The organism is Neobacillus cucumis (assembly GCF_023715505.1).
This window is the reverse complement of the sequence record NZ_JAMBOH010000011.1, coordinates 1-13,050: the sequence shown is the minus strand read 5'-3', so window position 1 is coordinate 13,050 and position 13,050 is coordinate 1. Positions and strand designations below refer to the sequence as shown.

Here is a 13,050-nt window from a genome sequence, read left to right as displayed (position 1 = left end):
TAGAAAAGGTTTTTAATTCTAGCTAAGGGGAAATGAATATGATTCTCGTCGTTGGCGGAGCTGGTTACATTGGTAGCCATCTCGTAAAGGAATTAGTAGAAAAAGAGGATGTTGTAGTACTGGACAACCTATCAACTGGCCATCGTGACGCGGTTGATAAAAGGGCCATTTTTGTAAAAGGGGACCTCGGTAATGAGGAAGACCTGCAAATGGTGTTCAGAAGTTATCCTATTAAAGCCGTTATGCACTTTGCTGCTTATAGCTTGGTCGGAGAGTCTGTTATAGATCCATTGAAATACTATGAAAATAATGTGGCTTCTACCTTAACATTGTTAAAAGTGATGATTAAATTTAAAGTGAAAAACTTTATTTTTTCTTCTACTGCTGCTACATATGGTATTCCTGATGTGAAGTTGATTGATGAAGAGAGCAAAACTGCACCGATTAATCCTTATGGACAATCTAAGTTAATGGTTGAGCAGATGCTGGCTGATTTTTCAAAATCGTATGGATTGAATTATGTTGTGCTGCGTTACTTTAATGCGGCAGGTGCCCATCAATCTGCGGCCATTGGCGAAAGTCATGACCCGGAAACACATTTAATTCCGATTATTCTTCAGCAGTTGTTGGGGACTAGGGAAAAAATCTCTGTGTTTGGCTCTGATTATGATACAGAGGATGGTACATGCATCCGCGATTATATCCATGTCACCGATTTAGCACATGCTCATATTCTTGCCTTGGAAACTTTATTATCAGGGGAGAAATCCGCTGAGACATATAATTTAGGCAACGGTCTTGGCTATTCTGTTAAAGAAGTCATTGAAACGTGCGAGCGAGTTACGGGGATTAAGGCGAATGTAGAAATGGCGGACCGCCGTGCCGGGGATCCTGCTAGATTAATAGCTTCTTCTAATAAAATTTTTACAGAACTTGGCTGGAAAGCGGAACGCAATCTTGAGAAAATTATTGCCGATGCCTGGAAATGGCATCAGAATCAACTATATTAATTTAGTCAAAAAGCAATGGACCATTTTAACGGTGCATTGCTTTTTTTAGATTTACCATTACTGGTATTAGGCGATTACAGGTTATTGATAGCTATAGTAGTTTAGGTTACACTTTTGGAAGGGACCTGTGGATTATTTATCAGTGAATCGATTACGTTTGAGGAGTTTCAGGATGCCTTAGATGGGATTGATAAGAGAAATGTGGAAGGATACACCTAATGGGGGGCCGTCAACCGAATTGGGTGTTTAGGCCCTATTTTATGATATAATTAATTCAGTCGATTTTTGGAGAATAGTTAGAAATATTGTTATCATTATACATATGATGAAATGATGTGAAGGAGAGATAGCTGTGAAAAAAGTTCGTAAAGCAATTATCCCGGCGGCTGGGCTGGGGACACGTTTTTTACCAGCGACGAAAGCCATGCCTAAAGAAATGCTGCCAATCGTGGATAAGCCAACGATACAATATATTGTTGAAGAAGCCATTGCTTCGGGGATTGAGGATATTATTATCGTCACAGGTAAAGGGAAACGTGCGATTGAGGACCACTTTGATTTTGCCCCTGAGCTTGAGAAAAATTTAATGGAAAAAGAAAAATGGGATCTATTAAGTAAAGTGAATTATACCTCTAACCTTGCGGATATTCACTATATTCGTCAGAAGGAGCCTAAGGGGCTGGGTCATGCCGTTTGGTGTGCGCGCAACTTTATTGGCGATGAACCATTTGCGGTTCTGCTGGGTGATGATATTGTTCAAAGTGAGACACCTTGTTTAAAGCAGTTAATTGATCAATATGAAGCGACGTTCTCCTCCATCATCGGGGTTCAGCATGTACCACAAGATGAGACTCACCGATATGGCATTGTGGACCCGTTTGAGCAGGAAGGCAGACGTTATCAGGTTAAACATTTTGTTGAAAAGCCAGCTCCAGGAACAGCTCCTTCTAATCTTGCGATCATGGGGAGATATATCTTAACTCCTGAGATCTTTTTGTATCTAGATCAGCAGGAAGCAGGAGCTGGCGGTGAAATTCAGTTAACCGATGCGATTCATAAGCTCAACCAAATTCAACGCGTGTTTGCTTATGACTTTGAAGGAAAACGGTTCGATGTCGGTGAAAAAATCGGCTTCGTCAAAACGACCGTCGAATTCGCCTTGCAGCAAGAAGAACTCCAAGACGAACTCATTCAATTCCTAAAGGAACTCATCAAAGAACACGAAAACAATCCGAATATCAACATCCAGGAAGTGTAAATGGTCTCATGCACCAAGCCGTGGCTTATTTGGGGAAATCCTCCGGTAAATCGCGGCTTTTTTTATGTTTGATCATGTGCAGCTGGATTGTAAGGGCAGACACCTAATTAAGGATTATTCATAGAATGAATAAGGAGAAAAATTAGGAGGTCCCCTATGTATCCATATACGAATTATTACGATGCGGTATATAGACAGACGAATGTCTTGATTCAAGAAATTGAACAGGCAATAAATGGTGAATATAGCGCCATTGAATGTTATGCAAGGTTGGCCAATTTGGCTTCTAGCAAGAAAGAGCGGGAGCGGATTTTGGAGATTCGTGAGGATGAGGTCAGGCATTATCAACAGTTTGTTCATATTTATCAAAGATTAACGGGGCACCCGCCTCAGCCGAAAATCACGGAAGAATGTCCAAACAGTTATGTGAAAGGCTTAAAGTTTGCGATCGAGGATGAACAGAAAACGGTGGATTTTTATATGGAAATCGCAGATAAGGCTACTGACCCGATGATTCAAGCGGCATTCAGAAGAGCGGCGGTCGATGAACAAAATCATGCTGTATGGTTTTTATATTTTTTTACAAAAGCCAAATCATAGTGTAAATGCCCCCGGAGAAATTGAAATGGGGGCATTTTTTGTTGATTTGAGCGCTTGGAGGAAAAGGATTAATCCCCGCTTTCTCCGGCTGAATTGCTGCTCTCGTATAAATGATCATGGTCGGAAGATGATTCTTGATTGTGTTTGTTATAGTTATTCTGAGTACTGTGGGATTTTCTTTTTTCTTTATTTAGGCTTGGGAAGATTAAGAAGGCCAGGATAATTAAAATCGTACCGAAGAACTCCTGTGTACCGAAAATAAGGTAGACTCCGTACACAAGGAGGATGACACCTATAATTCGCTGAGTCATTCTTATAATTTTCAGAGACATTCCCCCTTCGTTGAAAGTAAGTGTGGGTAACTTCCTCTACCTTATACATAAATATTAAGACTTAGGACCTTTTATACGTTTATAGTAAAAATCAAGCTTGGCCGTCTTTAAAGGACAAAAGCCCCGTAAAGTTAACAGGGGGCGATTCATTTAATCCAAACCTTTGAACATTTTGTTACCATCCTCAAAAATCAAGAGCTTGCATGAGAAAGATTTGTATAATGGGGAAGAGGGGAAAGGTGCCTGTCACTGAATGTGCTATTCTCATCGTGTGAAACGAGGAAATGGTGCCTGACACCGAATCTATTTATCAAGGAAAAGGGAGTGATTTTATTGGTAAGAAATGTCCGTTTGTGGTTTGAAGGGGCGAAGTATCATGTGACGAGCAGGGGGAACCGGAAGAGCGCGTTGTTTTTGGAAAAGGAGGATTATCAGAAATATCTCGACCTTGTTGAAGAAACACGAATGCGTTACCCCTTTCAGCTCCATCTTCAGTTGAAAACGCTTGAAACTCCTCTGAGTATAATCATGAAAAATCTTAATACCAAGTACGCGAAATATTTTAACAAAAAGTATGAGTTCACTGGCCATGTGTTTGAAAAACGCTATGGTGATGAACTTCTTAACTCTCGCGAATATGAGATTGATGTCAGCAAATATATTCATCTAAACCCGGTAGAGGCCGGAATGGTCTCATCCCCCGAAGATTACCCCTGGAGCAGCTGCCGAACCTATGTATATGGCGAAGTCCATCCGCTAATAGACCCCAAACCGATTCTATCTTACTTTCCTGATCCTCCAGCCCATTACTACCAACAATACATGAATGCTGCTAAGACCGATAAATTTTTCTGGGAAGACGGAAAGCTCCTAAAGCGGGAGGGGGAGTGGTGTCGATGTGGGCTCGAGTAACGGGTATCGGCTTAAAAGGAATGGACGGCTACCGTGTCAGTGTAGAAGTGGAGCTGTCTAAAGAGAATAATCAGCGACTGGGTGAAAGAGGCAAGAGAAAGATAATATTAGCATTCTGGAGAGGAGATTTGTAATAGCCGAGTTCCATAGAAACCCTTCGTCGTACAAGTCCTATATCCGCGATCCAGCAAACGATGCCGCAGCAGCTAGCCATTCAGAGGAATTGTAATTGGAGCAACCGTACCCATATCAAAATCCTTCGCATCGCCCGCACCATCGCAGACCTGCAAGGAAGCCCAGCCATCACCGGCCAAACCATCCAAGAAGCAATCCATCTCAATGGTGACAGCACCATTTGTAATCTCACTACAGTGAAATAGGTGACAGGCACCATTCGTGGACAAAGAGTGGGCTTTGTCCACGTGAAAAAGACAGTGAGGCCATTTGGGTTCATCTCTGTCTTCTACTTTTAGCTCATATAAATAGCAATAAGCTCAGTGCCATAACAGCCATTCCACCGATCAAGCCGTATATTGAAAGATGGGCCTCGTCATATCGTTTAGCGGCGGGAAGTAACTCGTCAAGAGAGATAAAGACCATAATTCCTGCAACCGCTGCAAAGATGATTCCAAACATAATATCGTTCAGAAAGGGCATTAAGAACAAATAGGCCACAAAAGCTCCAATGGGCTCTGACAAACCGGATAAGAAGGACAGTTTAAAGGCCCGCTTTTTATCGCCTGTTGCAAAATAAACTGGTACCGAAACGGCGATCCCCTCAGGAATATTGTGAATCGCGATCGCAACTGCTATTGCAATCCCTAGCTTAGGGTCCTGAAGTGCTGAAGTAAAGGTGGCAATCCCCTCTGGAAAGTTATGAATTCCAATCGCTAAGGCTGTAAAGGTCCCCATCTTTAATAAATCCGGTTGTTTTCCCTGGGTGTCAGGAGGATTCATATCCTCGACCGTCTTAAGCTCATGAGGATTGCTTTGCTTTGGGATAAATTTATCAATACTAGCAATTAACAACATCCCGGCAAAGAAGCCAGCAACAGTGAGCCAGTTTCCTGGCTGAACCCCCATTGCATCGACAAGAGCGGTCTTAGCTTTTGAGAATATTTCAATCATCGATACATAAATCATAACTCCAGCTGAGAAGCCGAGGGTGACGGATAAAAACTTGGTATTGGTATGTGAAGTAAAAAAGGCAAGGAGGCTGCCTATTCCCGTTGCAAGGCCGGCAAATAATGTTAGCCCAAAAGCTAATAACAGATTTTCAGTCACCTGCAAATCACTCCTTTTTATTAATAACCATATCAAATGAATCACAACAACGATAGAGTCGCAGTTATACTTTATATGCATCTAGTCGGCATATTTCCACAAAAAACAATCGCATACCTATAGCAGCGCCCAAAAATAAAAGGATGCAGTAAAAAACACTGCACCCCCGTTACAAATGGTGACAGGCACCATTCTATTCTTCGTCCTTCTTCTGTTGCTTTTTCTGGTGTTCTTCGAGGGCAAGGAGGATGTCTTGGACGTCGATTTTTCCATCTTTGTTTAGATCTTGTAGGGTGTTTTCCGGTGCTGCCGGCGGTGTTGGAGCAGGTGCCGCTGGTGTCGGAGCAGGCCTGGCCACAGGTCCAGCAACCACTGTAGCCGAACTCTTGGGTTTACCTCCGACAAACGTAAACACTAAAAGGATGAGAATGAGCAAACCCGCTACGCCATCGACGATATAGAAGGTTGTAGCATAATCGGACCAAAGCATTTTACTGCTGTCGACCTTCTTCTCGGCATTGGCAATATATTGTTTAATCTCCGAATGATTTGGATAGATCCGCTGCACCGCCTCGAATTTCTCTAAGGCATGCTTATAATAACCGCCCCAATACAATTCCAAACCTTCCTGGAATAGCTTATCGGTTTCACTCTTTGTATTTCTTACCCCGGCTTGATTCACAAATTCCCGCACCGTATTCACTGGTACAGCAAAATTAAATCCTTGTACCTCCTGACCATTGACCGTATCGCCTCTAAAGGTTAATAAACCAATGATTTGCCCTTTATCATTGATGACCGGTCCGCCGCTATTTCCGTGTGTTGCCGCTGCATTAATTTGAATAACCGGGCTTCCTTGGTCGGTCTTTTTCGAGGTAGCGGAAATTTGGCCTGCTGTCATGGAAGAAACTAATGATGAATCTGGTGATAAAAGATCAGAATCAGCTGCGGCAGGGTATCCGCTTACCCAAATGTTATCTTGGCTTTGGATATTGTCTGAATTCCCGAGCGGGATGGTAGGCAGGTTTTTGCCTTCAATTTTTAAAACGGCGACATCCTTTCCTTCATTAATAGGTGCGCCGTAGCTTTTAACCTCTCCATCGAGAACATCTCCACCTGGTAATACCACCTTTAATACTCTTTTAATATCCGTGTATTGGGTATAAGCCACCATGTAATTATAGGCGGTCTCATAATCCACTTTAAAATAATCAGCCACAATAGAAACTAGTTGTTCAAAAGCTTCATTGGCAATGTCTTCATCTTTCTTTTGTGTCGCTTCCACCACATGGGCATTTGTGACAATATAGCCATCCGAGCTTATAATCGCCCCAGACCCAGATCCGCCCACTACCGATTGATTGTTTAGTTGTTCAAGTATGGAGATCACTTCCGGATCATTGGGATTGTTAAACTGCCACCTGACCACGGTATAATCTACAATTCTTACAACTGCCGGCTTTGTATATTCAGCAAGCTTCTGCGCCTTCGCAATTTTTCCTTCGGCTGGTTTAATATTTATTAGGAAAAAGGAGGCAATAATTACCGCTATAAGCAGTAAACTAATAGGTATGGTAAAAAGGGCCTTTTTTTTCAAAATATCACCTCTTGGTTGATTTAAATTCACTCTGCAATATATTCCTTGGAATAGGAATGGGAAATTGTCTATGTTAAATTATTAAAATTTGATGAGAATTTTTTAGGTCTAAAAGACTAATTCGGGAGTTAGAAAAGCTAATTATCAATGAAATATAAAAAAAATGACTCCTATTAATAAAGGAATCATCTTTTATCATCTTAACTCTTTATTCAAATGTCCTGTTCACGGGTGTCAGATTCCCTGTGCTGCTTTTGTTGTAAATGATACATAGCTCCAATCATTCCCGCATCATTTTGATGTTTACAACTTTCAACCGGAATCTTAATATCTTTCCACCAATAAAGGCGGTCAAGTTGATTATTAATCATTTTTATTAAACCTTCTTGGCCGATTACCCCGCCGCCAATTAAAATTTTTTGTGGATTTAAAGTTGCAGCTAGGTTATAAATTCCATAACTAAGGATTTTTATCCAATCATCCACTAGTCTTTTCACTGAAGAATCTTTAGCAGCTTTAAGAAAAATGGTCTCGCCATCCACCTTTTTAATTTCATTAATACCCTTTAACTTTTTATAGGACCTTATTAAGGCAGACGTAGAAGCATTGTTATTCAATACATCTTCTGTTGACTGGGTAATCATAAAACCAAATTCACCGCCTCTAAAACTGTGCCCATGTACAAGTTTCCCGTCTATAAAAATCCCGCCACCAATTCCAGTACCAACTGTTACACAGATAAAATCGGTACAATCTTTTGCGTTCCCACTTATTTTTTCTGCTATAGCAGCACAGTTTCCATCATTTTCAATTTCAACAGGCAGTGAAATTTCGGTTTCTAACAATATTTTAAGATTCTGACCATCTAATACGGATATAGCTCCCGCTCGTTCTGAGTAACCTGTATGTGGGTTAATATGACCTGGCAAACTAATGGCAACACCACTGACACTAGTATTTTCTGGATAGGCCTTAATGGTATTTACCATTTTTTTAATAAACATTTCGAGGCTTGTGGAGGGGGTAGCATAGCTTCCCTTGGAAAGAATGGATCCATTCTCTAACAATAAACCATGCTTCACTTGTGTCCCGCCAATATCAAAGGCAATATATTTTTTCACTATTTTCCCCCTAGTCTACGTGGGTTAGGAATGTCATAATGTTATTCTTTATTAGGGTATTCATCAGGATACAACATTCATTACTACTTTTAAGTTGATGGCCATTGTTCTTTTAAAATGACATTTAATTCAATGAATTCTGGAATTTGAAATATGTTCCAAACTGACGGTCATGATTTTTTACTAATTTACGATAATGATTTTCCCCTCATCTGGAGTAGGTGTCTGAAATTCGTTGTAAATTTGTTTTAATACATCTTGAGATAGTCGTTTCAATGGTTTGTTACGTTCTTTGCAAGTTTTGTAGTCCGTATCAACGTAGTAAATTTTTAATGTAAGTCCGAACTCTTTAGCTACCCGTATCCATCTTTTCCGACGCTCCCTTGTCCTGTTTGTGGTATCAACAATTACGTTATGACCGCTTTTTAGTAATGACCTGACCATAAGTTCAGCGCTTTCCCATACGAGCGGTTCTGCTTCTGCTTTATAAATTTCGCCATGTAAAGCCAGCCTGATATCATCCAGAGATACACGAACCCACCCTTGGTCTTGAAGCTTCTTAGCGTATGTTGATTTTCCGCTTAGCGGCATCCCGCACATAATACCTAATTTCAAGTCACATCTCTCCCTTATCAGATTCTTGCCTGCACTCTATTAGACAAACAACCCAACTGTAATAGTGTTTTACTTTATGTAATGCAAGTCAGAGTAAATTTGACAGGGACAAATTAACTGTGTTGCCTTACGGTAACTAGATATTTTCCTGAATAACCAATTTTTTTGGGTGAAACTGTGATACAAGCCGTTTCCATTTCATAGCAAGATACATAAAGCTAACAGTATAGTATAAATAATCTATATTTCTGGAAAGATTATATTTTTTCAAAATTATAAAAAAGGAGAGGAAAACTTATGGTAAGGAAAGCAATTGTCCCTGCCGCCGGGTACGGCACTAGGAATCTTCCTATTACAAAAGCAATACCTAAAGAAATGTTTCCTTTAGGCTTAAAACCGGCCATTCATCATATCGTTGAGGAGGCGGTTCAATCAGGTATTGAACAATTATTAATCATAATTTCCAATTCAAAACATTCTATTTTGGAATACTTTGACCATTCAGTGGAGTTAGAGGACTTTTTAAAAAGCAATAATAAAGAACATATGCTTAAACATTTAGAACTTCCAAAAATAGATATCACTTACATCCAACAACATTATGCTAATGGACTAGGGGACGCTATACGACTAGGAAAAGAATTTGTAGGAGATGAACCATTTGGAGTTCTATTACCAGATGATTTTGTTTTATCCGATCGAACCCCCGCTCTTAAACAGTTAATTGATGTGTATAATGAGACAAATAGTAGTGTTTTAGGATTAAAACAGGTAAATCAAGAACAATTAAAAAACTACGGAGTTATCCAAGGTGCAACTAATACTAATCTCATTCAAATTGAAAATATAGTGGAAAAGCCTAGACAAGACCCTCCTTCGGATTTAGCTGTTATCGGAAGATACATTCTTACCCCAACTATTTTTCAATGTATAGAGGATCTAACGGAAGGTGTTGACGGAGAACTTCAGTTAACAGATGCTATTAAATTTTTGCTGAGGATCGAACCTATATATGGAAAAATCGTATCTGGGGATCGTTACGATATTGGTAATTTAGAGGAATATGTAGAACTCATGAAAATAATGAGTAAGAAAGTATAAATCGATTAAATTCCATAAAAGGAGAGAGTTTTTGTGTTAGACAAAGTTTCAATTATTATTCCTTTCCAGTCGGATTACGGCCCAAGAGCAAAGGCATTTGAATGGATTCAACAGTATTATGCTCGTGTTATGCCCGAAGCAGAGATATGTTTAGGATTAATCTCTGGCAAGGAAGTTAATAAAGCCAAGGCGGTAAACCTAGCGGTTAAAAAAGCCACAAGAGATATTTTCGTAATAGCGGATGCGGATGTGGTTTATGACCCTAATCTGATTGTGGAAGCGATAAAAGTACTCAAAAAAGGAGGTTTTGTTGTTCCTTTTACGGCAGTCTACAATATTGAAAAACAAGGAACTGAGAGATTACTCAAGACAAAACCAAAATGGCCAATAGATGTAAAATCAGGAGAATGTTATAAATCAAATTGGGTCTATGAAGGATTTGCTGGAAAACTCTTTGTCATTTCTAGAGAGAATTTTGAAGCGGTCGGAGGTTTTGATGAGCGGTTTATTGGTTGGGGAGGGGAAGATGATGCCTTTTCCCATGCAGCTCGGACGATGTGCGGCAAACTAGTAAATATAGAGGGGAAGGTCTATCACCTATGGCATCCGGCTTCAAGCTATCAAACAAATCCCAATGGTAGAGCGAATGCTAAACTTCTTGGACGTTATGAACGTGCAAGTGGAAAAAAGGAAAAAATGAAGAAGCTCCTTGCGGAACGGAGCAGTACACTAGAGGAACATCAAGTTACCACAATAGCTAATTACGAAAATATTTTACCAGAATCACCAAAAAGCAAAATTTGTTTTGCCATCCTTGTTCATGAGGATAGAGAATTAGTCAAGCAGTTAATTGACAATGTCCGATACTATTGCCCCAATAGTACAATTGTTTTATACAACGGAGGGAATGATCCAACTCTTTGTGAGGGGTTAGGTGTACCCGTTTGTCCATATAGCCATAAGTTAGTACGGGGATGGACGACCATTTATTTTATGGAAGTAATGGAATGGTTAGAAGAGTTGGGTATTGAGTATGAATATTTTATTAATATCGATTCCGACGCATTGTTCGTTAAAAATGGATATGAAGAATTTATTCAAACTCAAATGAAGGATGCCGATTATATGGCAATCAAGTTAAGAATCCCAGAAGAAGACTGGTATATCGGAAAGGAACTTAAAAAAGATAAAAACAGGTGGAAAGCATTATTTAATCTCAAACCTTACTATGGAGTTTTCAATGTTGGACAGGTAATATCTAAACCAGTAGTGAAAGCATTACTTGATCCAGTAAGAAAACAAAAGTTAAAAAATGCTTTAATAGAAACGCATTCTTTTGGTACGGATGAGGTATTTTACGTAAACATGGCTGTGGAACTTGGATTCAGGGTAAAAAATTATCCAAACAAAATGGACGAAAGGATGATACGATATCGGCCTTACTTTACCGTGGAAGAAATGATTTCCTGTCTAAATAAAGCGGAGAATAGTTGTCTATGTCATCCCGTAATTCGAGATCAAGCTGATCCTGTCAGGAAACTAATCCTTAATATGGAACAGGAACATCATACTAAACCGTATAAAAGCAAGGAATATCCGTGGTATGAAGATGATTCAGATCATTATTCAGTGTCTCTTCCAATTAAAAGTAAATTTGGGAATTCAGAGATTGTTGTTCGGTCAGGTTCCTCCTTGATCCACTATTATCAGGATCCTAATGGGAGATGGAATATAAGTAAGAAGTTTGCTAACGGTGTTACTGGAAATCCAATATTTTTTGAAAATAATTCAGGTCAATTTGGTGTAATCTGCAAACTAAAAACTGGTGGAATTGGTTTTTGGCTGCGAGACAACAATAAAGATAGCTTCCCTTGGTATGGACCAACTATCTATCAACTTGATAATTTAGAGCCATTAATGGCAAGTAAACTTCCGAACGGAAAACATATAATCGTCTTTAAGGATGACAACAAAATGATTTATTGGGAACTGGATAATGATAAATGGAATAAGGTCTTCCCGAATAGTAAGTGAATCAAAACATAGTTTAAATGAAACTTTAGAAAAGCCTCCATGTATGGGGGCATTTTTTTTATATACTATTAATTGGAGGCAGGAGTTTTGATATGATAACTATATAAGGGGGATTAAAACTTATGAACTTAAAGAAGATTCATCACGTGGCTGTCATTTGTTCCGATTACCAAAAATCAAAGGATTTTTATGTAAGAATTTTAGGTCTTACACCAATAAGAGAAGTGTACAGGGAGGAAAGGGAGTCCTATAAGCTGGATTTAGAAGTCGGAGGACAATACCAAATCGAGCTGTTTTCATTTCCAAACCCGCCAACGAGGCCGAATCGTCCGGAAGCCGTTGGGTTAAGACATTTGGCTTTTGAGGTAGAGGATATAGAGGAAGAAGTGGCTGAGTTAGTGAAGCATGATATTTTAGTAGAACCAATCCGGGTCGATCCGTTCACAAACAAAAAATACACCTTCTTCGCAGACCCTGACGGCCTTCCCATTGAACTTTATGAACGGTAAAAAAACTACGGTGACTGTCACCATTTCTACTACGGTCAACTAGGAATGGTGGGAGTTCCCGGAATGAGATTTCCATACAAAATGATGATGGCTCCTAAGCTGCTGGTTCATTCCATGAAGATGTATAGGATCTTTACAAAGAAAATACAATATTCCATACTCCTCTCAGTTTAAGCTATCTTCACCATAGCCTATGAACCAACTCCAATAATTCTTGGGTATCAGCCGGAACTCGCTCAACTAACACCAAAACAGGAAGAAAGCCCCCACGAGTGGTGCCTGTCACCATTAGCACTGCGAATACAATGATTACCGTTGAATCCCACCATCTAAATGTAACCTTCGCCATAAAAAATACGTCTTAAGTCTTAGCTTCCTTTCCGTTTGTGGTCTATGGCAGGAAGGGATTTTTTCGTGTATTGTGGAAGTAGTAAATGTTATATTCTTCTAATTTGAAAAGTGTTTTTCAAGTTTGTGAAACATTTATTTACTTATTTCGTATCACTAGTGTTGCGTTAATTAAATTTCAATATTAAAAACACTCTAAATCTTCACTAATTTTATTTTGTGCAAAGAAAAAGTCCTTTATAATGAATAAGTCAGGTGGTAACCCGTCCAAATCCACTAAAAAGGACACATCTCATGGACAAGATTACACGAAAAACCTCATTTGGACA

General features: G+C 39.5%; 15 protein-coding genes. 9 read left to right on the top strand and 6 right to left on the bottom strand.

All coding sequences use genetic code 11. From position 1 onward, the window contains the following. Positions 1-38: 38 nt before the first annotated feature. From galE to M3226_RS16520, 3 genes are all read left to right on the top strand, one after another. Entirely contained in the window at positions 39-1,010 is a 972-nt protein-coding gene (gene galE, locus M3226_RS16530) for a UDP-glucose 4-epimerase GalE (protein WP_251566956.1), read from the top strand. 352 nt (positions 1,011-1,362) lie between these two features. Then, a complete protein-coding gene (gene galU, locus M3226_RS16525) occupies positions 1,363-2,268 on the top strand; it encodes a UTP--glucose-1-phosphate uridylyltransferase GalU (RefSeq protein WP_251566954.1) in 906 nt (301 codons plus the stop codon). Between the two features lie 156 nt (positions 2,269-2,424). Beyond that, complete coding sequence (locus tag M3226_RS16520; protein WP_251566952.1) at positions 2,425-2,868, top strand: ferritin-like domain-containing protein; 444 nt, start codon at positions 2,425-2,427, stop codon at positions 2,866-2,868. 68 nt (positions 2,869-2,936) lie between these two features. Here the strand turns inward: M3226_RS16520 and M3226_RS16515 are convergent, their stop codons facing one another. Then, entirely contained in the window at positions 2,937-3,200 is a 264-nt protein-coding gene (locus M3226_RS16515; RefSeq protein ID WP_251566950.1) for a hypothetical protein, read from the bottom strand. Positions 3,201-3,533: 333 nt separating this feature from the next. Between M3226_RS16515 and M3226_RS16510 the strand changes: the two genes are divergently transcribed. Genes M3226_RS16510 through M3226_RS32750 form a run of 3 tightly spaced genes read left to right on the top strand, consistent with a single transcriptional unit; the run spans position 3,534 to position 4,492 of the window. Beyond that, positions 3,534-4,112 (top strand): transposase, encoded by a 579-nt coding sequence (locus tag M3226_RS16510; protein WP_251566948.1) that lies wholly within the window; start codon positions 3,534-3,536, stop codon positions 4,110-4,112. Next, on the top strand, positions 4,091-4,246 hold the full coding sequence (locus M3226_RS16505; protein ID WP_251566946.1) for a hypothetical protein: 156 nt from the start codon (positions 4,091-4,093) through the stop codon (positions 4,244-4,246). The genes M3226_RS16510 and M3226_RS16505 overlap by 22 nt, the downstream gene beginning before the upstream one ends. A 60-nt stretch (positions 4,247-4,306) precedes the next feature. After that, complete coding sequence (locus tag M3226_RS32750) at positions 4,307-4,492, top strand: hypothetical protein (RefSeq protein ID WP_374110618.1); 186 nt, start codon at positions 4,307-4,309, stop codon at positions 4,490-4,492. A gap of 94 nt (positions 4,493-4,586) precedes the next feature. Here the strand turns inward: M3226_RS32750 and zupT are convergent, their stop codons facing one another. The 4 genes from zupT to M3226_RS16480 form a co-directional block, all read right to left on the bottom strand. Then, a complete protein-coding gene (zupT, locus tag M3226_RS16495; RefSeq protein ID WP_251566943.1) occupies positions 4,587-5,396 on the bottom strand; it encodes a zinc transporter ZupT in 810 nt (269 codons plus the stop codon). 193 nt (positions 5,397-5,589) lie between these two features. Next, complete coding sequence (locus M3226_RS16490) at positions 5,590-6,993, bottom strand: S1C family serine protease (protein WP_251566941.1); 1,404 nt, start codon at positions 6,991-6,993, stop codon at positions 5,590-5,592. A 212-nt stretch (positions 6,994-7,205) separates the two neighbouring features. Then, complete coding sequence (locus M3226_RS16485; RefSeq protein ID WP_251566939.1) at positions 7,206-8,114, bottom strand: ROK family protein; 909 nt, start codon at positions 8,112-8,114, stop codon at positions 7,206-7,208. A 183-nt stretch (positions 8,115-8,297) separates the two neighbouring features. Beyond that, positions 8,298-8,729, bottom strand: a complete 432-nt coding sequence (locus M3226_RS16480; RefSeq protein WP_251566938.1) for an ATP-binding protein — start codon at positions 8,727-8,729, stop codon at positions 8,298-8,300. A gap of 297 nt (positions 8,730-9,026) precedes the next feature. Here M3226_RS16480 and M3226_RS16475 point away from each other — a divergent pair, with 297 nt between their 5' ends. From M3226_RS16475 to gloA2, 3 genes are all read left to right on the top strand, one after another. Further along, the gene (locus M3226_RS16475) at positions 9,027-9,830 is read left to right on the top strand and encodes a UTP--glucose-1-phosphate uridylyltransferase (protein WP_251566936.1); all 804 of its coding nucleotides are present in this window, start codon (positions 9,027-9,029) and stop codon (positions 9,828-9,830) included. 33 nt (positions 9,831-9,863) lie between these two features. After that, on the top strand, positions 9,864-11,864 hold the full coding sequence (locus M3226_RS16470; RefSeq protein WP_251566934.1) for a galactosyltransferase-related protein: 2,001 nt from the start codon (positions 9,864-9,866) through the stop codon (positions 11,862-11,864). 122 nt (positions 11,865-11,986) lie between these two features. Continuing rightward, positions 11,987-12,373, top strand: a complete 387-nt coding sequence (gene gloA2, locus M3226_RS16465; RefSeq protein ID WP_251566933.1) for an SMU1112c/YaeR family gloxylase I-like metalloprotein — start codon at positions 11,987-11,989, stop codon at positions 12,371-12,373. Positions 12,374-12,554: 181 nt separating this feature from the next. On the opposite strand, the gene M3226_RS16460 is transcribed toward gloA2, so the two are convergent. Next, on the bottom strand, positions 12,555-12,722 hold the full coding sequence (locus M3226_RS16460; RefSeq protein ID WP_251566931.1) for a hypothetical protein: 168 nt from the start codon (positions 12,720-12,722) through the stop codon (positions 12,555-12,557). Positions 12,723-13,050: the final 328 nt, after the last annotated feature.

What these genes read in the sequence shown, in the direction of transcription:
- M3226_RS16520 (WP_251566952.1), top strand. Translation starts at nt 2,425, where the DNA reads ATGTATCCATATACGAATTATTACGATGCGGTATATAGACAGACGAAT.
- M3226_RS32750 (WP_374110618.1), top strand. Translation starts at nt 4,307, where the DNA reads ATGCCGCAGCAGCTAGCCATTCAGAGGAATTGTAATTGGAGCAACCGT.
- gloA2 (WP_251566933.1), top strand. Translation starts at nt 11,987, where the DNA reads ATGAACTTAAAGAAGATTCATCACGTGGCTGTCATTTGTTCCGATTAC.
- M3226_RS16515 (WP_251566950.1), bottom strand. Translation starts at nt 3,200, where the DNA reads ATGTCTCTGAAAATTATAAGAATGACTCAGCGAATTATAGGTGTCATC.
- galE (WP_251566956.1), top strand. Translation starts at nt 39, where the DNA reads ATGATTCTCGTCGTTGGCGGAGCTGGTTACATTGGTAGCCATCTCGTA.
- M3226_RS16475 (WP_251566936.1), top strand. Translation starts at nt 9,027, where the DNA reads ATGGTAAGGAAAGCAATTGTCCCTGCCGCCGGGTACGGCACTAGGAAT.
- M3226_RS16460 (WP_251566931.1), bottom strand. Translation starts at nt 12,722, where the DNA reads ATGGCGAAGGTTACATTTAGATGGTGGGATTCAACGGTAATCATTGTA.